Source organism: Nocardioides sp. SRI_004, from assembly GCF_057586415.1.
Map to the genome: position 1 here is coordinate 217,357 of NZ_JBYCZV010000002.1, position 25,636 is coordinate 242,992.

Below are 25,636 nucleotides of genomic sequence, written 5' to 3' on the forward strand. Positions count from 1 at the left end.
CCTCCAAACTCAGATGATGTTTGTCTGAGATTACTACGACATATACTGTCCGAGTCAAGTGACGGCCCCGACGAGCGACGCGGTCCCGCTGAGCAGCACCAGCCCGATCGTCAGGTCGTCGAAGCGGCGCTGGTCGATCAGTTCGGCCAACCGCAGCCCGACGGCGTTGCCGACCATCCCCACCAGGAGCCACGCCGCCGTCTCCGACGAGGGCTCGACGACCGGCACGTCCGCCACGACCGCGAGCGCGGCGAGGGTCAGGCAGTTGCCGACGACGAAGAAGGCGCTCAGGTCGGCGAGCCGGGCCTTCACGGTCGCGCCGCTGCGGGCGAGCAGCACCGCGGGAGGGATGCCGTTCAGGCTGGTGGTGACGCCGAGGACGCCGCTGCAACCGCCCGCCACGAGGGCCGCCCGCGTGCCGGCCCCCGACGGGGTCGTCGCCGGGCGCCGTCTCCCCCGCACCAGGTGCACCCCGCTGGCCAGCACCACCAGGCCGGCCCCGACCTCGAGCACGCCGGCGGGCACGAGCCGCGCGACGACCAGACCCGCGGCGATGCCCGGGACGCTGCCGGCCAGCATGGCCGTCGTACGACGGCGGTCGAGGTGGTCGCGCAGCACGACGACCGACGGCAGGCGGGTGAGCACCGCCATCACCAGGTTGAGTGCGACCGCCTGGGACAGCGGCACGCCGAGCACCAGCAGGACCGGCAGGTAGAGCAACGAGCTCGCGAACCCGACCAGCCCACCGACGGTGTAGCAGGCGAAGGCGCCGAGGGCGCCGAGGATCAGGACCACCGGCCGGACGGTGTCGGTTCGCGTCGCGGCGTCGTACCGCACCTCCCGGTGAGTGGGATCGGCCGACGTCCGCCGGAGCCGGCCGCTCCTAGCGTGACGAGCGACACAGACCGGGGGTCTCGGGCCGTCGGACCAACCCACTTGGAGGATCAGTGAGGAACCGCATCGCGGCGCGCAGCCGCGTCGCCACCGCGCTCCTGGCGACCACGTTGCTGGTGGCCGGATGCGCCAGCTCCGAAGGCAGCGAGGACGGCAACCAGGACACCTCGTCCCTGTCGAAGGAGGAGATCTACGCCGCCGGCATCGTCGGCGTCTCCGGCGACGAGGGCGACCCGAAGGACGGCGGCACGCTCACCCTCGCCGACTACTCCGAGGCGCGCAGCCTCGACCCGACGAAGACCATCCCGAACGGCGCCGCCGGCGGCAACGCGCTCGCCGCCGTGTACGACGTGCTGATGCGCTACGACCAGCCCTCGAACTCGTTCGAGCCGTGGCTGGCCAAGTCGCTCACCACGGAGGACAACACGACCTGGACGCTGGAGCTCCGGGACGGCGTGACGTTCAGCGACGGCACCCCGCTCGACGCGAACGCCGTCGTCGGCAGCATCGGCTACTACATGAAGAACGCCGGCTACAACACGCTCCTGCTGGCCACGAACATCAAGGACATGAGGCCCGAGGGCGCCACGAAGGTCGTCTTCACGCTCAACCAGCCGTGGATCACCTTCCCGAACATGCTGGCCAGCGGGCCGGGCATGATCATGGCGCCGGCGGCGTACAAGGGCGGGCCGGAGAAGTTCACGCCGATCGGCGCAGGCCCGTTCGCGCTCGACACGTACAAGCCGGCCGAGGAGCTCGTCCTCGAGGCCAACCCGGACTACTGGAACGGCAAGCCGCACCTCGACGCGGTGCGCTTCGTGTGGCTCGGCAGCGACGCCGACCGCCTCTCGTCGCTGGCCGACGGCTCCGTCGACGTCGCCAACATCCGCGCCGCACAGACGCTGGAGAAGGCCCGCAAGGACGGCTTCGCCGGGATCATGGCCCCCAGCGGCCTGGGCAGCATCTACTGGCTGAACAATCGCGAGGGCCGCGCTGCGTCGGACGTCCGCGTGCGCCAGGCGATCAACTACGCGATCGACCCGACCGTCGTCGCCGAGCGGGTCAACGGTGGCGCCGGCCTCCCCGGCCGCAACATCTACTCCCCCAGCGCGCCGTACTACGAGGACTTGGAGACGTCCGACTACGACCCCGAGAAGGCCAAGGCGCTGCTCGAGGACGCCAAGGCCGACGGGTACGACGGCAAGATCGTCTACATCGGCCAGTCCGACCAGGCCTCGCAGACCCAGGCCGTCACCGTCGAGGCGATGCTCGAGGCCGTCGGCTTCACCGTCGAGACCGACCTGCTGCGCAATATCGCCGACCAGACCCAGCGGATCTACGTCACCCACGACTACGACCTCGCCGTCGCGGCGATGAGCGTCCCCGACGAGGACCCGTACTCGCGGCTCGCGACCAACCTCAACAGCCAGTCGCCGCAGAACCCCTCCGGCTACGCCAACCCCGAGATGGACGAGCTGATCGCAAAGCTGCAGGCGGCCTCCGGCGACGACGCCACCGCCCTGCTGAAGCAGATCAACGAGCTGTGGCAGGAGACGGTCCCCGGCGTCGCCATGGGCGCGGGCGCGTTCTTCATGCCGTGGAACAAGGACGTCCACGGGATCACCTCCACCTCCGAGACCCTGCTGCTCCTCGGCGGGGCCTGGAAGGCCTGAGCACCACACAGGAGCCCCTTCCCCTCGCCACTCGTGGTGAGGGGAAGGGGCTCCTCGTCGTGCGCGAAGTGTGGAGGTTTCTCCGCCGAAGTGTGCGGTTTTCTCCGCCCAAGTGTGAGGTTTTCTCCTCCGAGGTGTGCCGTCAGCGCCTCCGGCGCCACCTGTACGACGGATGGTCGGGACCGCGGGAGTAGATCCGCTTGCCCGCGCTCACCGGCGTCCGTTCCGCGATCACCGCCGCGAGCTCGCCCAGCCACTCGGCACGTCGCTGCGCCGTGAAGTCCCCCTTGCGCAGGACCAGGATGATCCAGCCCGCGTCCGTCAGCGCCGCTCTCCGGGTCTCGTCCCGTTCGCGGTCGGCCGTCGAGCTGTGATCCGCCTCTCCGTCGTACTCGACGGCGACACGCAGGTGCGCGTAAGCGTTCTCGAGCCGAGCGCGGCCCCAGCCCGGCACCACCACCTCCACCTGCGCCTCCGGCACCGGCAGGCCGGCGTCGCGGATCATCAGCCGGGTCCACGACTCGGGTTGTGAGTCGGCCCGATCGGTCGACAGGGGGATCAGCTCCCGCAGCTGGATGACGCCGCGTCGGCCCCGGAAGCGCGGGAGCTGAGCGGACAGGTCGGCGACGGAGAGGCGATGCTTCCGGCGGAACTCGTCCAGCGTCGCGATCGCGCGGTAGCGGCCCAGGAGACAGGCGACGTCGCAGGCCGTGCGCACGGGAATGGTCACCTTGACCCCAGGGTGCAAGGTCATTACGTCGGCCGCGGACAGGTCGCGTTTGCCGCCGAAGACTCCCACCCGCCTCGACGGCTCCTTCCCACCCACCGAGACCGCGTCCAGCTCCGGGACGAGGTCCAGCTCCGCGAGGTCCAGGATCTCGACGTCGTGGAGCCATGCCGCCGAACGGTCGACGACCACCGCGTGGTCGGGCATGACCAACGCTGCGGCGCTGGCTCGGAGCTCGAGGGAGTCCTTGACGCACGTCGCGACGTACACGTCGGACAGCACCTTGCGCACCTCACCCGACGCCACGAGCTTGTGGAGGCAGTTGCGCGTGAACCCTGCTTCGCGGGCCATGGCAGCGGTGAACGGTCTGTCGTCGAACCGAGAGGAGATGGTCATCGCTCGAGGATCGGCGCGATGGCCGTCGGCGACGGGCTGCCGGGAACGACCTGTGGATCGGGGCCTCTCTCCACAGGGACGTCGCGCCTCGTCGGTCCTCCGACGCACCCGTGGGACGGATGGGACAGCGCTCAGTCACATCTCGCGGGAGAAACCGTCACACCTCGCAGGAGAAAACCACACACTTCGGCGGAGAAACCCTCACACTTCGCGCGCTACAAGACTCACCGGTACGACGGCGCGAGGAGCTCCCAGGGTCGGGCGGCCTCGAGCTGGGTGGCCAAGGCGAGGAGGGTGCCCTCGGTGCCGAGGTCGCCGATGAAGTGCGCGCCCAGAGGGAGGCCGGCGGTGTCGAGGCCGGCGGGGATCGACATCGCGGGCATGCCGGTGGCGTTGGCGACGGCGGTGAACGACGAGTAGTCACCGCCGCGCTGCCACATCACGGCCGGGTCGGAGGTGTCGAGGACGCCGAGCTCGGGGACGGGCAGCGGGAGGGTCGGGGTGAGCAGGAGGTCGTACGACGAGAAGCTCGTCCCGAGCTGCCAGCCCGCCTGCTGGACCGCGGCGAGTCCGTCGTACACCTGCACCGGGGTCATGGTGGCGAGGTAGTGGTCGTGGATCATCCGCGTGAACGGCTCGAGGTCGTCGTCCCGCAGCTCACGGCCGAGCGCCTCGAGCCGGTGCCGGACGTCGGCGAGCAGCGAGACCCCCATCAGGGTGGCGAATCCGCTCATCACGAGCTCGTGGTCGTGGGCCAGCGTGGTCTCCTCGACGACGTGGCCGAGCTCCTCGCAGAGCGCGGCGACGGACCGTACGGCGGCCACCACCTCGGGCGACACCTCGCCCCCGTCGGCCCGCTCGACAGCGAGCCCGATCCGCAGCCGCAGCGGTGCGGTGGCGGCCTGCTCGACGAACGGCGACGACGGCGTGGGCGCGGCGAGGGCGTCGCCGTGCAACGGCGCCGACGACAGGTCGAGCAGCAGCGCGCTGTCGCGCACCGAGCGGGTCAGCACGTGGTTGACCGACAGCGGCGCGGCCAGCATCCCCGCCACCGGGTACGACGACACGCGGCCCCGGCTCGGCTTGAGACCGAACAGCCCGCAGGCCGACGCCGGGATCCGGATCGATCCGCCTCCGTCGTTGCCGTGGGCCACCGGCACCAGCCCGGCGGACACGGCAGCGGCGGCCCCGCCGGAGGAGCCACCCGGCGAGTGGGTGGGCGCCCACGGGTTGCGGGTGGGGCCGTGGAGGAGCGGCTCGGTGCTCGCGTTCTTGCCGAGCTCGGGGCTGTTGGACATGCCGATGACGACCATGCCGGCGGCGCGGTAGCGCCGTACCAGCTCGCTGTCGACGGCCTGGACGTCGCCGTCCCACAGGCGGCTGCCGCGGGTCAGCGGGAGACCGGCGACCTGCATGCCGAGGTCCTTGATGAGCGTCGGCACACCGTGGAGCGGTCCGGCGGGCAGGCCGGCGTCGACCTCGGCGAGGGCCTGCTCGAAGCGCTCCGCCACGACCGCGTTGAGGGCGGAGTGCTTCTCGATGCGGGCGATGGCGTCCTCGGCGACCTCGCGCGCGGACACCTCCCCGGACCGGATGGCGGCGGCAGTGGCGATCGCGTCGTCGTACATCGGGGTCATGCCTCCACGTGGTGACAGGCCACGAACTGTCCGGGGCGGACCTCCCGCAGCTCGGGCTCCTCGCCCGCACACCGGTCGGTGGCGAGCGGGCAGCGGGTGCGGAACCGGCACCCGGACGGCGGGTCCAGCGGCGAGGGCAGCTCGACCGCCCGCGCGGGCTCGGCGCCCTCCCCGTCGGGCGCGGCCGCCTCGGGCACCGACGCCAGGAGCAGCCGCGTGTAGGGGTGGAGCGCGTCCTCCAGCGACGCCGACGGCAGCACCTCGCAGGTCTTGCCGAGGTACATCACCAGCACCCGGTCGCTGATGTTCTTCACGACGGCCACGTCGTGGGCGATGAAGACCATCGAGAGCCGCAGCCGCTCCCGCGCCTTCTCCAGCAGGTTGAGGATCTGCGCCTGGACGGACACGTCGAGGCTGGAGACCGGCTCGTCGCAGATCAGCACGTCGGGGTCGAGCGCGAGCGAGCGGGCGATGCAGACCCGCTGGCACTGGCCACCGGACAGCTCGTGCGGCCGCTTGTCGCGCACCGTCGCGGGGTCGAGCCCGACCGACGACAGCAGCTCGTCGACGAAGTGGTCGCGGTCCCGCGCGCCCCAGCCCCAGATCTCCAGGCCCTCCACGACGAGGTCCTTCACGCGTCGCCGTGGGTTGAGCGCGGAGACCGGGTCCTGCAGCACCAGCTGCATCCGGGACCGGGCCTCGCGCATCCGCCGGGCGGGCAGACCGGTGAGCTCGACCTCGCCGAGCCGCACCGATCCCGACGTCGGAGGCGGCAGCTGCATCACCGCGCGCCCCGCGCTGGACTTCCCGCAGCCGGACTCGCCGAGGATGCCGAGGGTCTCCCCGGGCAGGAGGTCGAGGCTGAGCCCGGACACGGCGTGCACCGTGCCGCGCGCGACGGGGAACTCGACGACGAGGTCGTCGACGACGAGCGCCCGCTCCCGGTCCGGACGCAGGTGCGCCGTACCGCTACCGGCCATGCTCGGCTCCTTCCAGGACGGCAGTGCGCAACGGGTGGTGGCAGGCCACCTCGCGCCCACCCGGTACGACGGCCGCCACCGGCAGCGCGTCGCGGCAGGTGTCCGTCGCGAACCCGCAGCGGGGCGCGAACCGGCAGCCCGCGGGCGGGCGGGTCATGTCGGGCGGGTTGCCCTCGATGGTGCGCAGGACGGTGTGCGGCGCGTTGCCGAGCCGCGGGATCGAGGCGAGCAGCGCGTCGGTGTAGGGGTGCGCGCGCGCCGCGAAGACCGGCCGCGTCGGACCGGACTCGACCGTGCGGCCGGCGTACATGACCTGCACCCGGTCGGTGCGTCCGGCGACGGCGCCGAGGTCGTGGCTGACCAGCAGCATCGCCATGCCGCGCTCCGCGACGAGCGAGCCGAGCAGGTCGAGGATCTGCTTCTGCACGGTGACGTCGAGGGCGGTGGTCGGCTCGTCGGCGATGAGCAGCCGCGGGTCGCAGGCCAGCGCGGTCGCGATCACCACGCGCTGGCGCATGCCGCCGGAGAGCTCGTGGGGATACTGCCGCAGGCGCCGCGCGGGCTCGGGGATCCCGACCTGGCGGAGCAGGTCGACCGCACGCTCGGTGGCCTCGGCGCGCGAGCAGCGGAGGTGGCGCCGGAGGGTCTCGGTGAGGTGGGTGCCGACCCGCTTGACGGGGTTCAGCGAGGTCATCGGGTCCTGGAAGACCATCGCGACCTCCGGCCCCCAGAGCCGCCGGCGCGCCGACGGCCTGAGCTCGTGCACCGAGCGGCCGCCGAGGCGCACGGTCCCGCTGACCGTGGTGGTGCCACCGGAGGCGACCAGCCCCATGACGGTGCGGCCGAGCACCGACTTGCCCGAGCCGGACTCCCCCACCAGTCCGAGGGTCTCGCCCGCCGCGAGGACGAAGGAGACGCCGTCGACGGCGCGCACGTCGCCGCGCGGGGTGTGGAAGGTCGTGCGGAGGTCCTCGACCTCCAGCAGTGCGGTAGGAGTGCTCACAGCTTGGCCACCCTCGGGTCCCAGCGCTTCTGCGCCCTCTCCCCCAGCAGGTTGAAGGAGAACACGGTCAGGAACAGGCAGATCCCCGGCACCACCACGATGAAGGGGTGCTTCTCCATGACGCCGCCCTGGCCCTCGGCGATCATGTTCCCCCACGTCGGCTGCGGCTGCTCGATGCCGATGCCGAGGAAGGACAGCGACGCCTCCGCGACCACGAGCACGGAGATCATCACGACCGCGAGCGACAGCACCGGCAGCACCACGTTGGGCAGCACCTCGCGCAGCATCAGCCGCACCCGGCCGGCGCCGAGCGCCCGCGCGGCGAGCACGTACTCCCGCTGCGCGACGGTGATCGTGTTGGCCCGCGCGAGCCGCACCATGCTGGGGATCGTCAGCAGGGACAGGGCGAACGCGATGCTGCGCACGCTCGGGTCGAGCACGGTGCCGAGCGCGATGAGCAGGATCAGCGGGGGTACGGCGAGCAGCGCGTTGGCCAGGATCCCGACGACCCGGTCGGTGGCGCCGCGCACGAAGCCGGACACCAGGCCCACGAGACCGCCCACGGTGGTGCCGATGAGCACGGCCAGCAGGGCGACGAGGATGGAGGTCCGGGCGCCGTACACGGCACGGGCGAGGACGTCGAGGCCGTAGTTGTTGGTGCCGAGCGGGTGCTCGGCACCGATCCCGCCGGGAGGCGTGAAGATCGGCGAGGTCAGGCCCTTCACCGAGTCGTCGGCGTTGCCGAGCGGCAACCAGGGCGCGAGGGCGGCGGCGCCGAGGACGAGCACCAGCCACGTCATGCCGAGCCAGAAGACGACATCGACGGGCCTGCCCCGCACGGCGCGGGCCACCCGGCCGAGGCCGGCGATCGCGGCGAGCAGGCCCGCGACCAGCACGAGCATCCGGACCAGGGTGACCAGCACGGTGGTGCCGGCGGCCCAGCCGGCGACACCGAGACCGGCGGCCAGCAGGAGGACGCCCGTCAGCAGGAGCGTCGTACGACGGTCGCGCAGGGCGGGACGGGGCGGGACGACGGGTTCAGGCGCGAGCACGGCGGGTCCTCGGGTCGAGCAGTCCGTAGGAACGGTCGATCAGGGCGTTGCTGCCGACGTACACGACGGCGATGACGAGCACCGCGCCCTGCACGACCGGGTAGTTGCCCTGGTTGGCGGCGTCGATGACGAGCTTGCCCATGCCGGGCAGCGCGAAGAGGTACTCCACGATCACGGTGCTGCCCACGAGTCGCCCGATGCTCAGCCCGAGCACGGTGACGAGCGAGAACGACGAGGGTCGCAGCGCGTCGCTGACCATGATCCGCAGCGGCGACATGCCGCGGGCGCGGGCGGCGAGGATGAAGTCCTCGTGCAGCGTGGTGACCAGGTCGTTGCGCAGGATCCGGGTGAACATCGCCGCCTCCATCAGCGCGATCGTCAGCGCCGGCAGGAAGGCGTGGGACAGATTGCCCGCGAGGCTGTCACCGGGGCGCACCCACTCGTTGCGCGGGAAGATCCCCAGCGAGTTCACCAGCACCGCGATCAGCACGATGCCGATCAGGAAGGACGGCATCGACAGCAGGCCGAACGTGACGGCGCTGATGGCGCGGTCGGCGCGGCCGCCTTGGTGGTACGCCGACCACATCGCCAGCGGGACCGCGATGAGCAGCGCCAGCACCAGCCCGAGCACGGCCAGCTCGAGGCTGACGGGGAACGCGGACGCGATCCGGTCGAGGACGTCGGTCTGCGGCGGGACCAGCGACGTGCCGAGGTCGCCGTGCAGGACGCCGCCGAGCCAGTCGGCGTACCGGGTCAGGAGCGGGTCGTCGAGACCGAGCTGCTCGCGCAGGGCGTCGTACTCCTGCGGGCTGCGGCCCTCGCCGAGCACGGCGACGGCCGGGTCGCCGGGGACCAGCGACAGCAGCAGGAAGACCCCGATGCTGACCAGGAACAGGACAGCGACCAGCTCCAGGAGCGGGAGGAGGAATCGGCGGGTCACGGAAGGAATCTCCCAGTCCGGTCAGGATCCGTGATGTGACGCGTCCCACTCACCGGAAGGGCCCGGCGTGGTGGCCGCGTAGCCCTCCGGCTTGCCCCAGCTGGCGCTGCGGGTGGTCCGCCGGTCGACCAGCACGCAGCGGGTCCCGGTGTAGTTGGTCGGCATGCACTTGTTGCAGTGGATGCACAGCGAGCGGCGCGTCTCGTCGGCCTGCATCCGGTTGACCAGGTCGGGCTCGCGCAGCAGGGCGCGGGCCATCGCGACGAAGCCGAAGCCCTCGGCCATGGCGGTGTCCATGACCTCGCGGCTGCTGACCCCGCCGAGCAGCACCATCGGCAGGTCGACGGCAGCGCGGACCTGCTTGGCGTCCTCCAGCAGGAAGCCGTCGGTGTAGGGGTAGGCCTTGAGCAGCCGGTGCCCGACTGCCTTCACACCGGCCTTGATCGGCTGCGGCATGACGCCGGCGAACTCGTCGAGCGGGACGTCGCCCTTGAAGAGGTACATCGGGTTCAGCAGCGAGCTGCCCGCCGTCATCTCCAGCGCGTCGAGGGTGCCGTCGGCCTCCAGCCACTGCGCGACCGGGATCGCCTCGTCGAGCCAGAACCCGCCGGGGGCGCCGTCGTCCATGTTCATCTTGGCGACGATCGCGATCCGGTCGCCGACCGCGTCCCGCACCGCCTGGAGGATGCCGCGGGCGACCTTCGCCCGGTTGCGGAGGCTGCCGCCGAACTCGTCGTCGCGCCGGTTGAGCTTGGGACTGAGGAAGGCGCTGGCGAAGTAGTTGTGGCCGAGGTGCACCTCGACGGCGTCGAAGCCCGCTTCGACGGCCCGGCTCGCCGCGTGCCCGTGCGCCGCGACGATCCGGTCGATGTCGGCCCGCGTGGCGGCCTGCGAGCGGTTCATCGCGATCACGTTGGTCCGGGCCGAAGGTGCCAGCGCGGGCGACCGGTTCCCCCGGGCCTCCGCGACCGGACCACCGTGGCCGATCTGGGCCGAGACCGCCGCACCCTCGGCGTGCACGGCGTCGGTGAGCGCCCGCAGGCCGGGCATCGCCTCGTCGGTCCAGAGCACCTGGTGCCGGTCCGTGCGGCCGTCCTTCGCGACGGCGAGGTAGGCGACCGTCGTCATCCCGACCCCGCCCTTCGCGTAGGCGACATGGAAGTCGACCAGGTCCTGGGTGACCCGACCACGGTGGCTCAGGCCCTCGTAGGTGGCGGCCTTGATCGTGCGGTTGCGGAGGGTGAGCGGGCCGAGCCTGCCCGCGGAGAAGACGTCGGGCGCCTCGTTCCGGGTGCTCACAGGGTCACCGCCGGGCGGACGACCTTGCCGGTGGCGTTGCGCGGCAGGGGCTCCGCGGCGACCCGCCAGTGCGTGGGCACCTTGTAGTGCGCGAGCCCGCGGGCGGCGTACTCCTGCAGCTCGGTGACGAGCGCGGCCGCGTCGGTCCCTGCGTCCTCGGGTACGACGACGGCGCCCACCTCCTGGCCCAGGTCGTCGTGGGGTACGCCGAGCACGACGCACTCGCGCACCGCGGGGTGCTCCACGAGGAGGCCCTCCACCTCGGCGGGATAGACGTTCTCACCGCCGCGGATGATCAGGTCCGAGCGGCGTGCGGCGAGCCGGATCCGGCCCTTGTCGTCGAAGGTGCCGATGTCGCCGGTGTGCAGCCACCGGTCGGCGTCGATCGCGGCCGCGGTGGCGTCCGGGTTCTCCCAGTAGCCGAGCATGTTGTAGGCGCTGCGGACGCAGATCTCGCCCTCCTCGCCCGGCGGCAGCGGGTTGCCGAGCGGGTCGCGCACCTCCATCTCCACGCCGATGATCGGCGTGCCGAGGGTGCCCGGCGCCTCGGCGAGGTCGAGGGGTGTCGCCAGGGCGACCGCGGTGCACGACTCGGTGAGGCCGTAGCTGTCGACGAGCGCACCGGCGAACGGCAGGTGCGTGCGCAGCCGCTCCTTGAACGCGGTGCTCGACGGCGCGGACGCCAGCGAGAAGGCGTAGAGGGAGGACGTGTCGTAGTCGCCGACGCGGTCGAAGCCGAGCAGGCGGTTCGCCATCGTCGGCACGGCGCCCCAGTGGGTGACCCGGGCGTCCTGGACCAGCTGCAGCACCTTCGCCGGGTCGAACGCACCCAGGTGGAGGGCGGCCGTGCTGCCGTTGGCGAGGCGCGGGACGGCCAGGTTGTGCAGGCTCCCGACGTGGAAGAGCGGCATCGCCAGCAGGTAGACCTTGTCCTGCGGCGCCACCGGGTCGCCGTACTGCGCGGCCAGGGCGTCCATGCTGCGGTGGAAGCCGATCACCGAGCAGAGGTTGCGGTGCGTGTGCACGGCGCCCTTGGGACGCCCCGACGTGCCGGAGGTGAAGAGGATGACCGCGGGGTCGTCCTCGGCGACGTCGGCGCTCGGCAGTGGGGCGTCCGGGTGCAGCGTGGCGAGACGGTCGTGGTCGTCCTCGAGGCTCAGGACCGGCGCCGTGGTGGCGATGTCGGCGAGGAGCGCGCGGCGGCGGGCGTCGGCGACGACCAGCTTGGGGGTGGTCAGCTCCAGCGCGTCCTGCAGCTCGCGCGCCGACCACCAGGCGTTGCAGCCGACGGCGATCGCGCCGATCGAGACCGTCGCCCAGAAGGTCTCGATCCAGGCCTGGGAGTTGGCGGCGTCGATCGCGACCCGGTCGCCCTTGTCGATGCCGTACGTCGTGCGCAGCTCGTGGGCGAGCGAGGAGACCCGGCGGGCGTGCTCGGCGAAGGTGAGCCGGCCCTCGAGGGTGACGACATAGGGCCGGTCGCCGTGCGCGACCGATGCGGCCAGCACCTCGTGCAGCGCGCGGAAGCGCTCCGCGAACACCTGGACGGGCGCCCCGAGGACGTCCTCCACCACCAGCTCGGTCGTCGTCACTGTCGTGCTCATGGCGGGGAGTATTCGGCGGCCCTCGCCGCGCGGGCGCGGACGGCTCCCGGTGACCGGGACGCGTCGACGGTGGCGGGCGTCGTACCGGCGAGGGTGCGGGCATGAACGCACTGCAGGACAAGGTCGCCGTCGTTACGGGAGCCGGTCAGGGAGTCGGCCAGGGCATCGCCCTCGCGCTGGCGTCGGAGGGCGTCTCCGTGGCCGTCGTCGGCCGCACCCTCGCCAAGCTGGAAGGGACCTGCGCCTTGCTGCGGGAGCGGGGCGTGCGCGCCGAGGCCTACGAGCTCGACCTGCTCGACACCGAGGCGATCGCGCCGCTCGTGGACCGGATCGCGGGCGACTTCGGTCGCCTCGACGTGGTGGTGAACAACGCCTACGACGGCGTGATGATGCCGCTGCTCGACATGAGCCTGAAGAACTTCACCAAGGGCTTCGTCTCCGGCCCCTTCGCCGCCTTCGCCTTCATGCAGGCCGCCCACCCGCACCTCGTGGCCGCCGGCGGCGGCTCGATCGTCAACCTCGTCACCTCTGCGATGGTCCGCTGGGACCCCACCACCTACGGCGCGTACGCCGCCGCCAAGACCGCGTTGCGCTCGCTCACCCGCACCGCCGCTGTCGAGTGGGCCGCGGCTGGGATCCGGGTCAACTCCATCGCCCCGCACGCCCTCTCCCCCGGCCTCAAGTGGTGGACCGAGAACAACCCCGAGGAGGCGGCCGAGTTCGTCGCCGCGATCCCCATGAAGCGGATCGGCGACCCCGAGGCCGACATCGGCCGTGCGGTCGTGGCGCTCGTGGGGCCGGACCTGGCGTACCTGACCGGCGCGACGATTCCGTTGGATGGGGGGCAGGCTCACTTCTGAGCCGGGGTGGGAGTTTCACCGGCCGGCCGGTGAAACTCCCGCGCTTGGACGAAGAAACTCACGCTTGGACGACGAAGTTTCATCGTCCAAGCGTGAGTTTCGTCGTCCAGCGTCAGGCCGCTGACTGCAGCGCACGGAGGATCCGGGCCACCGTTGCCTCGGGTCGCGCCAGGTCCGCCCAGGTGATGCGGACCATCGTCCAGCCTGTGAGCTCACGAAGCCGGTCCTCGCGTTGCTTCTCACGCATCACCATGTCCTCGATGGTCTCGCCGGGACGGCGGTGGCGGTGGTACTTGACCATCCCGTCGAACTCCAGCATCACCCGATGCCGTGGCCACGCGAAGTCGACCCGACCGACCAGCCGGCCGTTGTGGTCGTGGATCTCGAGCTGCGCGATTGGCGGCGGCAGCCGGTGGGCTCGGCACATCAGCCTTGTCCTCGTCTCGCCGACCGACTCTGCCTTGCCGTCCACGAGTCCGAGGACGCGGTGGAGCCCGATCGATCCCGGCCACTCCGCCATCCGCTCGTGCAGTTGTCGCAGCTCGTCGATCGTGGTGAGCGCGTTCTGGAGGTACCAGTCGACGACGGCGACACCCGCCTCCTGATTGACCAGGCAAGCAGTGTCGAGCGCCGTTCGTGCGGGTGCAGTGATCCAACCTTGGGCGTCGCGTGTGACGTCCGATACCAGGCAGACGCCCCGATGGTGGACGACCTTGCCCACGCTCCGCTCCCCCTTGCCGGTCAGGTCCGTCAGGTGCACCACCGAGAGATCCATCCCCCACGTCGGCCCGCCCTGCTCCACACACCCGCTGATGTGGGATGCAGCGACGCCGTCGCCATACAGGAGCCGGACGCCCTCGAGGAGCAGACGATGTCGCTCCAGCGAGTTCGCCTGCTCCCATACCGCGGCAAGGACGTAGACGCCTTGCCGCATCCGAACGAGGAAGCCCGCGTCGATGCCTCGCCTGAGGGCGTTGTCGTCGACACCCGCTGCAAGGGCGTCACGCCGGAGGAGGATTCCGCTGTCGTTGACCAGGTACTCGATCATTCGCCCAGCATCAGCAACGCGGACCGGCCAGTCCTCTGGACGTCGTACAGCTTGTGGAGAACCAGCCCGCCGAAAGCGGTTGTGGACTCTTCGCGGATGGTTGGACGACGAAACTCATGCCACCGTGAGCGCCTCGGCCCCACCGTCGACGAAGACCACCTGCCCGGCCATGTGCGTGTTCTCGGGGGCGAGCAGCCACAGCAGCGCGTGGGCGATGGCCTCGGGCGGTGCGTAGCCGTTGAGGGGCATGGGGACGGCGGCGTCCATGACGGCCTTCCACTGCGGGTTGGAGACGAGCTCCTCCGTCATCGGTGTGAGTACGACGCCCGGTGCCACCGCGTTGACCGCGATCCCCGCTCCGGCGAACTCGGGCGACACCGCGGCACGGCGCAGCCACCGGTTCAGGGCAGCCTTGGTCGAGGCGTAGATCTCGTGCGGGCGACCGTCGGCGACGGCGGCCTCGGCCAGCTCCAGCGCGGTCGCCTCGGTGCCGGCGAGGCAGGCCTCGACGACGGCTGGGTCGTGGGGCTGGGTCGAGGAGATCGAGCTGACGAGGGCCACGCGCGGCGCCGCGGAGCGGGCCAGCAGCGGCTGGAGGCCGAGCACGAGGTCGACGGTGCCGAAGTAGTTGACGCTGACCTGCGGGGCGCCCGCGCGGCTCAGGCCGGCGCAGGTCACGAGGCCGTCCAGCGCGTCCGGGCCGACCAGCTCCGCGACCCCGGCGACTGCGGCCGACCGGCCGGCCGCCGTGGACAGGTCGGCGCACACGTCGACGTCGCGCAGGTCCACCCCGATGACCCGATCACCCCGGGAGCGCAGCAGGGACGCGGTGGTGGCGCCGATGCCGGAGGCGGCCCCGGTGACGACGACCGTCCGCAGCGGGCCGCTCACGAGGCCGATCCCTCGTCGTACCGGGGTCCGAGCAGGAGGCGGGCCGCGAGGCGGATGTCGGCGTCGGCCTGGTCGATCGTGATCACGCCGTTGAGCACGGAGACCAGGACGCCGTACCAGGTCTGCTCGGTGATCCGGACCATCCGGTAGTCCTCGTCGTCGGGCTCGGTGACGCCGAGGGCGCGCAGCAGGACGCCGTGGAAGGCGGCGTTGGCCTCGGTGTACTCGCGTCCGCCCTGCAGCTGCGCGGCGTTGTTGGCCTGCAGCATCGCCATCGCGAGCTGGGGACGCGCGAGCATGCCGCGACCCGCGCCGATCAGCACCTCGGCGACCGCGGCGGCCCGCTCGCCCGCGGGCGCTGCCGCGACCACGCCCGACCCGGACCCGGAGCCGGAGCTGAGGTGCTGGATCTGCGAGTGGAGGACGCCGACGAAGAGGTCGGTCTTGGACGGGAAGTAGCGGTAGAGCGTGGCGATCGCGACGCCGGCCTCCTTGGCCACGTCGTTCATCTGCATCCGCTCCAGGCCGTGCTCGGCGCCCAGCTTGCTGGCGGCACGGAGGATCCGGCGGTAGCGGTCCTTCTGCTCCTCGGAGACCGGCTCGGCGGGCTTCCGGGCCTCGGCGATACGAGCCACGCGTCTCTCCTGATCTGGTCGGGTGGTCTGGTCGGGCACCCTGCGGTAGGGGCCGACGACCATCTTGGGCCCGCACCCGCTCCGGCGTTCCAGCAGGCTACCGGTGAGTGGGACCGGCGGCGGCGCACATCGTGCGGCCCGACCCACACTCGGCCCATGACGAGCACTGATCAGGTCCGGCAGATCGAGGTGGACGCGGGCCCGCGCCGGTTCGCGCGCGGCTGGCACTGCCTCGGCCTCGCCCGCGACCTCGCCGACGGCAAGCCCCACCAGGTCAACGCGTTCGGGCAGAAGCTGGTGGTCTTCGCCGGCGCGGACGGCGAGCTCAACGTCCTCGACGCCTACTGCCGCCACATGGGCGGCGACCTGTCGCAGGGCGAGGTCAAGGGCAACGAGATCGCCTGCCCGTTCCACGACTGGCGCTGGGGCGGCGACGGTCGCTGCAAGCAGATCCCCTACGCGCGCCGCGTCCCGCTGCGTGCCCGTACGGCGGCGTGGCCGACCATGGTGCAGGACGGCATGGTGTTCGTCTGGAACGACCCGGAGGGCAACCCGCCCCCGGCCGACGTGACGATCCCGCGGATCCCCCAGGTCGAGGACGAGCGCTGGACCGACTGGCTCTGGTACGAGACCGTGATCGAGGGCGCCAACTGCCGCGAGATCGTCGACAACGTCGTGGACATGGCGCACTTCTTCTACATCCACTACTCGTTCCCGACGTACTTCAAGAACGTCTTCGAGGGCACCAGCGCCTACCAGTACATGAACGGCGCCGGCCGCGAGGACGTCCGTCCGGCCCGGCCCTCGAAGAGCAACCCGGCCGTGCTCGGCACGACGAGCGTGGCGGCGTACCACGGGCCCAGCTTCATGATCGACGAGGTGACCTACCACTACGAGGACCTCGACGTGGACACGATCCTGATCAACTGCCACTACCCGATCGACGAGAACTCCTTCGTGCTGCAGTACGGGATCATCGTGGAGAAGAAGGAGGGCATCTCCGACGAGGAGGCCGACCTGATGGCCGCGAAGACGGGGGCCTTCATCAAGTACGGCTTCGAGCAGGACGTCGCGATCTGGAAGAACAAGGCGCGCATCGACAACCCGCTGCTGTGCGAGGAGGACGGGCCGGTCTACCAGCTGCGGCGGTGGTACCAGCAGTTCTACGTCGACGCCGCCGACGTGACGCCGGAGATGACCGACCGCTTCGAGTTCGAGATCGACACCACGCGGCCGAACGAGGCGTGGCGGTCCGAGGTCGAGCAGAACCTGGCCGCCCGCTCCGCACGGCAGTCATGAGCCCGCGGCAGGACGTGCGCCTCGAGACCGCACCGATGCAGCCGGTCTCCTGCCTGACGTGCGGTGCGGAGGTCCTCGCCCGCAAGAGCAGCTGGGACCAGTCGACCCTGCAGTGGACCGCGGCCGCGCTGGAGCGGTGCGTCGAGCGTCGTACGACGACAGCCCGGTCCGAGCGCCCCAACCGCAACGCCTTCCCGGGTTGCTCGGCGTTGCGGGCCTCGGTCCGCGAGGCTGCTGTGCGGGGCGAGCTCGAGGTGCAGTCCGACGAACCCCTGAGGACCAACCCGGAGGCACTCCATGACTGACCTGTCCCCGTACGGCCCCTGGGCCGTCATCGCCGGCGGCTCGGAGGGCGTCGGCGCTGAATTCGCCCGAGAGTTGGCGGGTTCGGGCGTCAACCTCGTCCTCGTCGCCCGCACGCCCGGGCCGCTGGAGTCGACCGCTGCACGGCTCCGCGAGCTCGGGGTGGAGGTGCGCACGGTCGCCACCGACCTGACCGCGCCCGGCGCGATCGGCGAGATCACCGCCGCGACCGCGGACGTCGAGGTCGGGCTCCTGGTCTACAACGCCGGCGCCAACACCCACGGCCGGGCCTTCACGCGCGGCACGCTCGACGGGTTCGCCTCGGTGATCGACCTGAACATCACCGCGATGCTGGCGCTGGTGCACCACTACGCCGTACCCATGCGCGAGCGCGGCCGCGGCGGGATCCTGCTCGTCGGCTCCCTCGCCGGCTACGTCGGTACGTCGACCGAGGGCGTCTACGGCGGGGTCAAGGCGTTCGGCCGGATCTTCGCCGAGGGCCTGTGGGCCGAGCTGCGGGAGTACGGCGTCGACGTGCTCGAGCTCGTGCTCGGCGTGACCCGGACCCCCGCGATGGAGCGGGCCGGGCTGAACTTCGACGTGCCCGGCATGCACGTCTCCGAGCCGGTCGACGTCGCTCGGGAGGGCCTGGTCGCGCTCCCCCATGGACCGGTGCACGTGGTGAGCGGCAACGAGGCGATCGTCGAGATGCGCTCCTCGGCGGATCGGGCGCGGCTGGTGGCCGGGACCGAGAAGGTCATGCGGCTGCTGGTGCCGCACGACTGATCCGCCGCCGCGGCGGGGCCAGCCTGGACGACGAAACTCACGCTTGGACGATGAAACTTCGTCGTCCAAGCGTGAGTTCTGTCGTCCCAGCGCGGGAGTTTCACCGGCCGGCCGGTGAAACTCCCTCAGTCCACGACGTGCAACCGCCGACTCAACGGATCCACGTCCGGGAACAGGTCGGCAGCGATGCGCCGCGTGGCGTCGAGCACCAGCGGCGCGACCCGCTCGAGCGCCGTACCTGCCGCGGCGACGATCGAGATCGCGCCGACCGGACCTCGCGGCCCGCGCACCGCGGCGGCCACGCAGGCGATGTCGGGGAAGCACTCGCCACGTTCCAGCGCGAGCCCCGACCGCGCCCGGATCCGGGCGAGCTCGACGTGGAGCTCCTCGAGACCGGGGATCGTCGAGGGGGTGCGGGGCCGGAGCTCCTCCCCCACGAGCGCGTCGACGTGCTCGGGCTCGAGCCAGGCGAGCATCGCCTTGCCGAGGCCGGTGCAGTGCGCGGGCGCGGAGCCGCCGACCCGCGAGGGCACGGTGGTCGCGAAGCGGCCGCCGAGCTTGTCGAGGTAGGTGACCCGCGCGCCCTCGAGGACGCCGAGGTGGATCACGGCGCCGGTGCGCAGCAGCAGGTCGTGGAGGTACGGCGATGCCGCGGAGCGGAGGTCCGCGTGCTCGGCGGACCCCCCGCCCAGGACGAGCGAGCGGCGGCCCAGCCCGTAGCCGACCGAGGCGTGCTCGAGCCAGTCGAGGCGGACCAGCTGGTCGAGGATGCGGTGCGCGGTGGAGCGCGGGAGGCCCGTCGAGCGGGCGATCTCCTCCAGCGTCAACCAGGTCTGCCGCTCGGTGAACAGGTCGAGGATCAGCGTCATCCGCTCGACCATCGACGGCGGCAGCTCGCGCGCCGTCGTACCCGTCGTGACGTCCGCCTGCTCCATCGCGAGTGCCGACATCGCTACCTCCCACAGCCAAGAACTGAAATGAATTCTAGTGACGACGCTAACACCGCCGAGCGACGGACGGAAGACCATTTCTGAAATTCATTCTAGTTAGCTGTCCCGCCCGGTCACCGGGACCGGTCCGCGCCACCGGACGCCGCCGACGGCTTGGATGGGGACCCGTCCACGAGAGCGAGGAGCACCATGCGCGTCGGCATCACCAGTCCGGTCGTCACTGCCCTGCCCGGCTTCTTCGGCGCCTGGGAGCGCACGGCCGGCCCCGCCGGGCTGGCCGCGATCGCCACCGCAGCCGACCGCCTGGGCTTCGACCACCTGACCTGCTCCGAGCACGTGGCCGTCCCGACGGCCATCGCCGAGCAGCGCGGTGGCACCTACTGGGACCCGCTGGCGACCCTGGGCTATCTCGCGGCCCACACGCAGCGGATCCGGCTGGTCACCCAGGTCCTCGTGATCGGCTACCACCACCCGCTCGCGATCGCGAAGCGCTACGGCACCCTCGACGTCCTCAGCGGCGGCCGCCTCGTCCTCGGCCTGGGCGTGGGGTCGATCGAGGAGGAGTTCGACCTGCTCGGTGCGGCGTACGCCGAGCGCGGCGCCGTCGCCGACGACGCCCTTCCGGCACTGCGCGCCGCGCTGTCCACGGCCACCCCCGTGTACGACGGCCCGCGCTTCCCCTTCGCCGACGTGGTCGTCGAGCCGCACGCGGTCCAGCCTCGGGTCCCGTTCTGGATCGGCGGCCACACGCCCCGCAGCCTGCGCCGCGCCCGCGAGCACGGCGACGGCTGGGTGCCCTTCGGCCTCCCCCACGACCGGCTGCGGGAGATGCTCGACAAGGCCCCGCTGCCCGACGGCTTCGAGGTGGTGCTGGGCGCCGGCCGCCCGGTCGACCCGATCGGCGACCCCGACCGCACCCGCCGCGCGCTCGACCGCACCGTCGCGGCCGGTGCCACGGTGGTCAACGTCCACGTCACCGCCACCTCGGCGGACCACTACGTCGACCAGCTCGCCGCCCTCGCGGACCTGGCCGACCTGACTCCCCTGGAGGCCCGATGAGCAACCCCACGAGCAGGCCGACGAGCAGACCCCCGAGCGGGCCCCCGAGCAGGCCCAGCGTCGAGGAGCGCCTGCAGCGCCTCGAGGACGTCCAGGCCATCACCCAGCTGATCGCCTCCTACGGCCCCCTCGTCGACGCCGGCGAGGCCGAGCGCGTCGCCGACCTGTGGACCGAGGACGGCGTGTACGACGTCGACGAGCTCTTCATGGGCAGCCGCGCCGAGGTCGACGCGATGGTGCGCTCGGACGCCCACCAGGGCCTGATCGGCAACGGGTGCAGCCACTTCCTCGGCCCGGCGCACGTGGCGGTGGACGGCGACCGCGCGGTCGCGGTGTGCGAGTCGGTGCTGCTCGTGCGCCACCACGGCAAGGTCTTCCCGGCCCGGATCGGCGCGAACCACTTCGAGCTCGTCCGCACCGACGACGGCTGGCGCACCACCCGTCGTACCACCCGCGGGCTGGACGGGAGCGCCGACGCCCGTGCGCTGCTCGCCCGCGCGGGTGGGCCCGTGCGCTGACGCGCCCGCCGGCGCCCCCGTCGCCCGGATCCCTCCCGCGCCGGCCCTCCGTCCGGGAGACTTGCGCCCGTGGCCCGCATGTCCGACCTCGAGTCCGTCTTCTGCCGTACGCCGCCGTGGCGCGCGTTCGCCCGCCGCTTCGTCGTCCCGCGGGTGCTCCCCCGCGATCCCGCGGCCCTGGGCGCCGAGGTGCTCGAGATCGGGTGCGGCAGCGGTGCGATGGCGGCCGAGGTGCTGCGCGCGCGACCGGACATCCGGCGCTACGTCGCCACCGACGTCGACCCCGCGATGGTGGCCCTGGCGCGACGGCAGCTCGCCGGGTTCGGCGACCGGGCCGCGGTGGAGGAGGTGGATGCGTCCGGCCTGCCGTTCGCCGACGGCTCCTTCGACGCGGTCGTCAGCTGGCTGATGCTCCACCACACGATCACCTGGGAGCAGGTGCTCGCCGACGCGGTGCGCGTGCTGCGGCCCGGTGGGCTGCTCGCCGGCTACGACCTGTCGGACTCACGTCGCGGCAGGTTCGTCCACCGGGTCACCCGCTCGACGGTGCGGATGGTCGCGCCCGACGACCTCACGGCCGAGCTCGAGGGCCTCGGCCTGGGCGACGTCACCGTGCGCCCGCTCGGCATCGCCGGCGCCTACCGGTTCTCCGGACGGCGCTGAGGTGGCCCCGGCCGCACGACGGACCTGCCCGTGGTGGGTGCCGGCAGCCGTGCTGGTCCTCACCGTGGGCCAGCTGGCCGTCGCGACCTTCGTCCCCGGGATCGACCGCTTCGAGGGCAAGGCCTTCGGTGGACGCCTCCTCGCCTACCCGGTGCTGATGCTGGTGGTGCCTGCCGTCTGGTGGCTGCGCGCGCGTCGTACGGCCGACGCCGGCGGCGCACCGTGGGGCGCGTTCGCGCTCGTCATGATGCCGTTCCTGGTCGACGTGACCGGCAACAGCCTCGACCTCTACGACACCGTCGTGTGGTGGGACGACCTCAACCACTACGCCAACTGGGCCCTGCTCTGCGGCGGCCTCGGCCTGCTCGTCGCCGGCCGGCTCGAGCCCGGCTGGGTGATCGTCGCCGTGACCGGCATCGGCGCCGTGCTGGCGATCGGGTGGGAGCTCGGCGAGTGGTTCACCTTCATCCGCCACGGCACGGAGCTCGACACCGCCTACGAGGACACGCTCGGCGACGAGGTCCTCGGCACCCTGGGCGCCTTCACGGCAGCGTTGCTCCTCGCCCGGCGGCAGCGCGGACGGCCTGCGCGTCCGGTGGGGTGAGGTTCGGGATGGTGCGCAGCCGCGCCGTCGCGACTCCCGAGCAGGTCAGGAGGACGACCGCGAGCAGGGTGACGCCCGGCCAGCCCCCGGCCGACCACGCACTGCCGCCGAGGCTGCCGAAGACGGACGAGCCGACGTAGTAGGAGCAGAGGTAGAACGCCGCCGCCTGGCTGGAGCTCGCGCCCGCGAGGTGTGCGCGCACCGCGACCCAGCTGCTCGCCAGCCCGTGCATGACGAAGAAGCCGGCCGTCAGGCAGGCAAGGCCGGCGACGACCGCAACGAGCGACGGCAGCAGGGTGAGCAGGACGCCGGCCATCGCGAGCGCACAGCCGGCCGGCAGCACGGCCCGACGGCCGAACCGGTCCGCCAGGGCCCCGGACACCGACGAGCTGACCGTGCCGAGCGGATAGACGAGGTAGAGCAGGCTGATCGCGCCGAGGCTGAGGTGGTACGGCGCCGCGGTCAGCCGGAAGCCGAGGGCGTTGAACACGGCGATGAGCGTCCCCACCGAGCAGGCGCCGAGCAGATAGAGGTGGCGCAGCGCCGGGTCGGTCAGCGCTGCCCGGGCCATCCCCGAGCGGCCCGCCCGGCCCCGCGGCCGGGGCACGAAGTTCCGCGACGCCGGCAGCGTGAGGGTCATCGCCAGCGCGCAGGCGAGCGCGAGCCCGGCGGCGGCCGCCATCGCCCACCGCCAGCCGGCGAGGTCGGCGACCGGAGCGGTCAGCAGCCGCGACGCCATGCCCCCGATCGCGTTGCCGCCGATGTAGAGCCCGGTCGCGCGCGCCAGCGCGCTGGGGTGCAGCTCCTCGCGGAGGTACGCCGTCGCCACGGCCGGCAACCCCGCGAGGGCGAGGCCCTCGACCAGCCGCAGCCCGAGGAAGGCCGGCCAGGACCAGGCGAACGGGCACAGGCAGGCCACCACCGCCGCCAGCCAGACCGACCCGGCGACCAGCGGCGTACGGCCGAGGACCTCGGAGGCGGGGCCGGCCACGAGCAGGCCGACGGCGAGGCCCGCGGTCGTCAGCGACATGCTCAGCGTCGCCTGCGCCGGCGTCACGCCGAACGCGTGGTGGAGCTCGGGCAGGAGGGCCTGGGTGGCGTAGAGCAGCACGAACGTGGCGACGCCTGCCGCGAACATCGCGACCATGACACGGCGGTAGCCGTCGCTTCCCGGGACGTGCCCCGACGCCTGCTCCTCGATCGTCCGCGTACTGACCACCCGACGAGGGTGCGCTCCCGGGAGCCATGCGTCCAATGTCTTCCCGATCGGATCTCGATACGTCAGGCGTATGATCAGGCTCGTGCTGATGCGCGACCTCGCCTGGCTCGTCGAGCTGGCCGACACCGAGCACGTGACCGACACCGCGGCCACGCTGGGCGTGAGCCAGCCGACGCTGTCGCGGGCGCTCGCCCGTACCGAGCACGAGCTCGGCGCCCGACTCTTCGAGCGGGTGCCCCACGGCCTGGTCACGACACCCGACGGCGAGCTGGTCGTCGACGCCGCACGGGAGATCCTCGGCCGCTACCACCAGCTCGTGCGCGACCTCGCGGGCCGGCGGGACCCGGACCGCGGTGTCGTCCGGCTCGCCTTCCTCGACTCGATGGCGACCTCGCTGGTCCCCCGGATCCTGCGCGGCTTCCACGAGCTCGCGCCCCTCGTGCGCGTGGAGCTGGTCCAGGAGCCCGGGCACGACATCATCCGCGACCTGCACCGCGGCACCGCCGAGCTCGCCGTCACCTCGACCCGGCCGGACGGCGACTTCGCCTGGGTGCCGCTCCAGGAGGAGCGCCTCGTCGTGATCGTCGGCCCCAGCCACCGGCTGCGCGGGCGCAAGCAGGTCGCCCTGGCCGAGCTGGCCGACGACGAGCTCGTCACGACCCCCGTCGGCTTCGGTCACCGTACGCTCGTCGACAGCCTGCTGGCCGATGCCGGCGTCGCCCCACCGGTCTCCTTCGAGAGCGCCGACCTCGTGACCATCGAGGGCCTGGTCGCCGCCGGCCTCGGCCTCGCGATCGTGCCGGAGGCACAGGCGGGCCTGTCGGACACCCTCTCGCTGCGCATCCTCCACGCCCGCGCGCGCCGCACGATCGGCCTGACCTGGCGCACCGACCGCCCGCTCGCGCCGCCGGCTGTCCGGCTGCGCGACCACGTCGTCGCGGAGGCGCCGTACGCGACCGCGCGCTGAGCGCCCGGCTCGGTCGCCCGGGTGCGACGATGCCCCGGCCGCGGAAATTGATTGACGTCAATCAATTTGCGGGCGACCGGGTCGTCAGCCCCGCGCCTTGATGTCGGCGAACATCGCGTGCAGGTCGGGCGAGATCTCGGCGAGCTCGACCAGGCCGGCGCCGGCAGCCGTCAGGTCGAGGTAGGCGAAGCGCATCAGGCCGCCGGCCATGGTGCCGGCCTGGACCACGTCGAGCCCGCCCTCGGCCGCCTGCGCCAGCGCCGCGTCCATGTCGTCGACCTCGCAGCAGACGTGGTGCATTCCGGGCCCCCGCTCGCGGAGGAACTCCTCGTAGATCGACGCCCCGCTCACCGGCCGGATGAGCTCGAGCTGCAGGTCGCCCGCATAGGCCAGCGAGATGTCGGCGACGAAGTCCGCGGGCGCTCCCCGCAGCACGCAGTCCTCCGGGCCGAAGTGGATGCCGGGCATCCGCGTCCACGCGCCGGCCCCGAGGGTGGCGTGCAGGGCCTGCTCGGTCGCCTCGAGGTCGTCGGTGACCCAGGCGAGCTGCACGACCGGGCCGAAGGGCGTGGGGAGCATGACCCGCAGACTAGGGGCAGGCGCCCTCAGGCCGACTGCGACACGAGCTGCCCGACCGCGTCGTTGGGGATCAGCGGCACCGACGGGCTGGTGACGCTCCTGCACTCCCCTCCCTGGGGACAGATGTCGACGGTGATCCCCCCGGCGTCGTCGCCCTCGAACGCGTCGATGCCCAGCACCACGACCGCGTCGTCCTCGCCGAAGGTCGCCACGCCGGCCTCGACGGTCGTGTCGACCAGCCTCGACGTGCCGGTGGCGAGCTCGACCTGTCGTACGTCGCCTTCGCCCGCCGCGCCGACGAGCAGGTCGCCGGCGACGTTGGTGTCCCACTGGGTGAGGTCGGCGATCGTTGCGATCTCGGCGCCGGTGCTCCGGTCGTAGACGGTCGTCTCCAGGTCCGAGTCGGCCGCGATGACGCGGGTGTCGGTGAACCCGACGACCAGGTGGTCCTCGGGGACGAAGCGCACCCGCCGCGCGGATCCGCCGGGGGTCCAGAGCCTGCTGGAGCCACCGTCGGTGATCGCCACCTCGTCGCCGCGGACGGCGGTGACATTGGCGTACCCGGAGACCGGGAGCCGGCCGAGCTCCTCCCCCGTCGAGGTGTCGACGGCGATGACGGTGTCGGTGGACCCCGTGCCGGACTCCTCCACCTCGACCCAGGCCGCGAGGGTGCCGCCCGGGTCCGAGAGCGCGATGCCGCGGACGTCGTCGTACGCCGCGAGCTCGTCCGAGCCGTCGTGGATGGCGACCGCGCGGAGGTCGTCGTCCTCGGGCGCGATCGTGAGGACGAGGCCTCCGGTGGAGGTCCCGACCGAGACCACCGTCCGCTCGGCACCGGGGACGACGTGACCCCGGTAGGTGACGGTCCCCGTGTGGTCGACGACCGGCACGTGGTCGCTGAGGACGTTCGCACGCGGCGACGACGGGTCGGCGTCGTCCTGCGCGGCCACGACGGCGGTGACCGCCGCGACGCCCGCGATGGTCGCGGCCACGGCGGCCAGCAACGACAGCCGACCGACGCGGCTGAGCCCGGCTCGCTCCACGACATGC

26 protein-coding genes are annotated in these 25,636 nt (G+C 72.2%); 10 read left to right on the top strand and 16 right to left on the bottom strand.

Translation table 11 applies throughout. The features are described 5' to 3' along the window. Positions 1-54 precede the first annotated feature (54 nt). A complete protein-coding gene (locus tag AC2YHB_RS03255) occupies positions 55-795 on the bottom strand; it encodes a TSUP family transporter (protein WP_487353463.1) in 741 nt (246 codons plus the stop codon). 152 nt (positions 796-947) lie between these two features. Between AC2YHB_RS03255 and AC2YHB_RS03260 the strand changes: the two genes are divergently transcribed. Beyond that, entirely contained in the window at positions 948-2,567 is a 1,620-nt protein-coding gene (locus AC2YHB_RS03260) for an ABC transporter substrate-binding protein (protein WP_487353464.1), read from the top strand. 142 nt (positions 2,568-2,709) lie between these two features. Here AC2YHB_RS03260 and AC2YHB_RS03265 read toward each other — a convergent pair whose 3' ends face one another. The 8 genes from AC2YHB_RS03265 to casG all read right to left on the bottom strand — a co-directional run bounded on the left by AC2YHB_RS03265 (position 2,710) and on the right by casG (position 12,205). Beyond that, positions 2,710-3,690 (bottom strand): type IV toxin-antitoxin system AbiEi family antitoxin, encoded by a 981-nt coding sequence (locus AC2YHB_RS03265; protein ID WP_179649595.1) that lies wholly within the window; start codon positions 3,688-3,690, stop codon positions 2,710-2,712. 224 nt (positions 3,691-3,914) lie between these two features. Next, complete coding sequence (locus AC2YHB_RS03270; protein ID WP_487353465.1) at positions 3,915-5,327, bottom strand: amidase; 1,413 nt, start codon at positions 5,325-5,327, stop codon at positions 3,915-3,917. Beyond that, the gene (locus AC2YHB_RS03275; RefSeq protein ID WP_179649591.1) at positions 5,324-6,307 is read right to left on the bottom strand and encodes an oligopeptide/dipeptide ABC transporter ATP-binding protein; all 984 of its coding nucleotides are present in this window, start codon (positions 6,305-6,307) and stop codon (positions 5,324-5,326) included. Before AC2YHB_RS03275 ends, AC2YHB_RS03270 begins: the two co-directional genes overlap by 4 nt. After that, entirely contained in the window at positions 6,297-7,310 is a 1,014-nt protein-coding gene (locus AC2YHB_RS03280; RefSeq protein WP_487353466.1) for an ABC transporter ATP-binding protein, read from the bottom strand. The genes AC2YHB_RS03275 and AC2YHB_RS03280 overlap by 11 nt, the downstream gene beginning before the upstream one ends. Then, positions 7,307-8,362, bottom strand: a complete 1,056-nt coding sequence (locus AC2YHB_RS03285; RefSeq protein WP_487353467.1) for an ABC transporter permease — start codon at positions 8,360-8,362, stop codon at positions 7,307-7,309. The genes AC2YHB_RS03280 and AC2YHB_RS03285 overlap by 4 nt, the downstream gene beginning before the upstream one ends. Further along, a complete protein-coding gene (locus tag AC2YHB_RS03290) occupies positions 8,349-9,302 on the bottom strand; it encodes an ABC transporter permease (protein WP_487353468.1) in 954 nt (317 codons plus the stop codon). Before AC2YHB_RS03290 ends, AC2YHB_RS03285 begins: the two co-directional genes overlap by 14 nt. 21 nt (positions 9,303-9,323) lie before the next feature. Further along, positions 9,324-10,601: an NADH:flavin oxidoreductase gene (locus AC2YHB_RS03295; RefSeq protein ID WP_487353469.1), complete on the bottom strand. Its 1,278-nt coding sequence runs from the start codon at positions 10,599-10,601 to the stop codon at positions 9,324-9,326. Continuing rightward, the gene (gene casG, locus AC2YHB_RS03300) at positions 10,598-12,205 is read right to left on the bottom strand and encodes a steroid-24-oyl-CoA synthetase (protein WP_487353470.1); all 1,608 of its coding nucleotides are present in this window, start codon (positions 12,203-12,205) and stop codon (positions 10,598-10,600) included. Before casG ends, AC2YHB_RS03295 begins: the two co-directional genes overlap by 4 nt. 101 nt (positions 12,206-12,306) lie before the next feature. Between casG and AC2YHB_RS03305 the strand changes: the two genes are divergently transcribed. Next, positions 12,307-13,065, top strand: coding sequence for an SDR family NAD(P)-dependent oxidoreductase (locus tag AC2YHB_RS03305; protein WP_487353471.1), 759 nt, complete (start codon positions 12,307-12,309; stop codon positions 13,063-13,065). A gap of 112 nt (positions 13,066-13,177) precedes the next feature. Here the strand turns inward: AC2YHB_RS03305 and AC2YHB_RS03310 are convergent, their stop codons facing one another. The 3 genes from AC2YHB_RS03310 to AC2YHB_RS03320 form a co-directional block, all read right to left on the bottom strand. Beyond that, on the bottom strand, positions 13,178-14,113 hold the full coding sequence (locus AC2YHB_RS03310; RefSeq protein WP_487353472.1) for a type IV toxin-antitoxin system AbiEi family antitoxin domain-containing protein: 936 nt from the start codon (positions 14,111-14,113) through the stop codon (positions 13,178-13,180). Positions 14,114-14,227: 114 nt separating this feature from the next. Next, complete coding sequence (locus AC2YHB_RS03315; RefSeq protein WP_487353473.1) at positions 14,228-15,004, bottom strand: SDR family oxidoreductase; 777 nt, start codon at positions 15,002-15,004, stop codon at positions 14,228-14,230. After that, positions 15,001-15,639, bottom strand: a complete 639-nt coding sequence (locus AC2YHB_RS03320; RefSeq protein WP_036547339.1) for a TetR/AcrR family transcriptional regulator — start codon at positions 15,637-15,639, stop codon at positions 15,001-15,003. The genes AC2YHB_RS03315 and AC2YHB_RS03320 overlap by 4 nt, the downstream gene beginning before the upstream one ends. A 156-nt stretch (positions 15,640-15,795) precedes the next feature. Here AC2YHB_RS03320 and AC2YHB_RS03325 point away from each other — a divergent pair, with 156 nt between their 5' ends. The 3 genes from AC2YHB_RS03325 to AC2YHB_RS03335 are packed head-to-tail and all read left to right on the top strand — an operon-like array spanning position 15,796 to position 18,027. Continuing rightward, the gene (locus AC2YHB_RS03325; RefSeq protein WP_487353474.1) at positions 15,796-16,938 is read left to right on the top strand and encodes a 3-ketosteroid-9-alpha-monooxygenase, oxygenase component; all 1,143 of its coding nucleotides are present in this window, start codon (positions 15,796-15,798) and stop codon (positions 16,936-16,938) included. Next, the gene (locus tag AC2YHB_RS03330; protein WP_179649578.1) at positions 16,935-17,243 is read left to right on the top strand and encodes a ferredoxin; all 309 of its coding nucleotides are present in this window, start codon (positions 16,935-16,937) and stop codon (positions 17,241-17,243) included. Before AC2YHB_RS03325 ends, AC2YHB_RS03330 begins: the two co-directional genes overlap by 4 nt. Further along, positions 17,236-18,027 carry an SDR family NAD(P)-dependent oxidoreductase gene (locus AC2YHB_RS03335; protein WP_179649576.1) on the top strand — a complete coding sequence of 264 codons (792 nt, stop codon included), beginning with the start codon at positions 17,236-17,238 and terminating at the stop codon, positions 18,025-18,027. Before AC2YHB_RS03330 ends, AC2YHB_RS03335 begins: the two co-directional genes overlap by 8 nt. A gap of 125 nt (positions 18,028-18,152) precedes the next feature. Here AC2YHB_RS03335 and AC2YHB_RS03340 read toward each other — a convergent pair whose 3' ends face one another. Beyond that, on the bottom strand, positions 18,153-18,977 hold the full coding sequence (locus AC2YHB_RS03340) for an IclR family transcriptional regulator (protein WP_487353475.1): 825 nt from the start codon (positions 18,975-18,977) through the stop codon (positions 18,153-18,155). Between the two features lie 189 nt (positions 18,978-19,166). Here AC2YHB_RS03340 and AC2YHB_RS03345 point away from each other — a divergent pair, with 189 nt between their 5' ends. The 4 genes from AC2YHB_RS03345 (at position 19,167) to AC2YHB_RS03360 (ending at position 21,821) form a co-directional block, all read left to right on the top strand. Continuing rightward, entirely contained in the window at positions 19,167-20,036 is an 870-nt protein-coding gene (locus AC2YHB_RS03345; RefSeq protein ID WP_179649574.1) for an LLM class F420-dependent oxidoreductase, read from the top strand. Further along, a complete protein-coding gene (locus AC2YHB_RS03350; RefSeq protein ID WP_179649572.1) occupies positions 20,033-20,554 on the top strand; it encodes a nuclear transport factor 2 family protein in 522 nt (173 codons plus the stop codon). Before AC2YHB_RS03345 ends, AC2YHB_RS03350 begins: the two co-directional genes overlap by 4 nt. A 78-nt stretch (positions 20,555-20,632) precedes the next feature. Next, a complete protein-coding gene (locus AC2YHB_RS03355; RefSeq protein ID WP_257027442.1) occupies positions 20,633-21,217 on the top strand; it encodes a class I SAM-dependent methyltransferase in 585 nt (194 codons plus the stop codon). 1 nt (position 21,218) lies between these two features. Next, positions 21,219-21,821, top strand: coding sequence for a DUF2238 domain-containing protein (locus AC2YHB_RS03360; protein WP_179649568.1), 603 nt, complete (start codon positions 21,219-21,221; stop codon positions 21,819-21,821). On the opposite strand, the gene AC2YHB_RS03365 is transcribed toward AC2YHB_RS03360, so the two are convergent. Further along, entirely contained in the window at positions 21,760-23,040 is a 1,281-nt protein-coding gene (locus AC2YHB_RS03365; protein ID WP_218864709.1) for an MFS transporter, read from the bottom strand. The two genes, AC2YHB_RS03360 and AC2YHB_RS03365, sit on opposite strands and share 62 nt — an antisense overlap. An 88-nt stretch (positions 23,041-23,128) precedes the next feature. On the opposite strand from AC2YHB_RS03365, the gene AC2YHB_RS03370 reads away from it, so the two are divergent. Beyond that, positions 23,129-24,007, top strand: coding sequence for a LysR family transcriptional regulator (locus AC2YHB_RS03370; RefSeq protein WP_257027440.1), 879 nt, complete (start codon positions 23,129-23,131; stop codon positions 24,005-24,007). A gap of 84 nt (positions 24,008-24,091) precedes the next feature. Here AC2YHB_RS03370 and AC2YHB_RS03375 read toward each other — a convergent pair whose 3' ends face one another. Further along, positions 24,092-24,586 (bottom strand): VOC family protein, encoded by a 495-nt coding sequence (locus tag AC2YHB_RS03375; protein ID WP_179649564.1) that lies wholly within the window; start codon positions 24,584-24,586, stop codon positions 24,092-24,094. Between the two features lie 26 nt (positions 24,587-24,612). Next, positions 24,613-25,629, bottom strand: a complete 1,017-nt coding sequence (locus AC2YHB_RS03380) for a WD40 repeat domain-containing protein (RefSeq protein WP_179649562.1) — start codon at positions 25,627-25,629, stop codon at positions 24,613-24,615. Positions 25,630-25,636: the final 7 nt, after the last annotated feature.

Coding starts and splice junctions, on each gene's coding strand:
- AC2YHB_RS03265 (WP_179649595.1), bottom strand. CDS start 3,690: ATGACCATCTCCTCTCGGTTCGACGACAGACCGTTCACCGCTGCCATG.
- AC2YHB_RS03270 (WP_487353465.1), bottom strand. CDS start 5,327: ATGACCCCGATGTACGACGACGCGATCGCCACTGCCGCCGCCATCCGG.
- AC2YHB_RS03275 (WP_179649591.1), bottom strand. CDS start 6,307: ATGGCCGGTAGCGGTACGGCGCACCTGCGTCCGGACCGGGAGCGGGCG.
- casG (WP_487353470.1), bottom strand. CDS start 12,205: ATGAGCACGACAGTGACGACGACCGAGCTGGTGGTGGAGGACGTCCTC.
- AC2YHB_RS03305 (WP_487353471.1), top strand. CDS start 12,307: ATGAACGCACTGCAGGACAAGGTCGCCGTCGTTACGGGAGCCGGTCAG.
- AC2YHB_RS03310 (WP_487353472.1), bottom strand. CDS start 14,113: ATGATCGAGTACCTGGTCAACGACAGCGGAATCCTCCTCCGGCGTGAC.
- AC2YHB_RS03325 (WP_487353474.1), top strand. CDS start 15,796: ATGACGAGCACTGATCAGGTCCGGCAGATCGAGGTGGACGCGGGCCCG.
- AC2YHB_RS03330 (WP_179649578.1), top strand. CDS start 16,935: ATGAGCCCGCGGCAGGACGTGCGCCTCGAGACCGCACCGATGCAGCCG.
- AC2YHB_RS03335 (WP_179649576.1), top strand. CDS start 17,236: ATGACTGACCTGTCCCCGTACGGCCCCTGGGCCGTCATCGCCGGCGGC.
- AC2YHB_RS03340 (WP_487353475.1), bottom strand. CDS start 18,977: ATGTCGGCACTCGCGATGGAGCAGGCGGACGTCACGACGGGTACGACG.
- AC2YHB_RS03345 (WP_179649574.1), top strand. CDS start 19,167: ATGCGCGTCGGCATCACCAGTCCGGTCGTCACTGCCCTGCCCGGCTTC.
- AC2YHB_RS03350 (WP_179649572.1), top strand. CDS start 20,033: ATGAGCAACCCCACGAGCAGGCCGACGAGCAGACCCCCGAGCGGGCCC.
- AC2YHB_RS03355 (WP_257027442.1), top strand. CDS start 20,633: ATGTCCGACCTCGAGTCCGTCTTCTGCCGTACGCCGCCGTGGCGCGCG.
- AC2YHB_RS03370 (WP_257027440.1), top strand. CDS start 23,129: ATGCGCGACCTCGCCTGGCTCGTCGAGCTGGCCGACACCGAGCACGTG.
- AC2YHB_RS03375 (WP_179649564.1), bottom strand. CDS start 24,586: ATGCTCCCCACGCCCTTCGGCCCGGTCGTGCAGCTCGCCTGGGTCACC.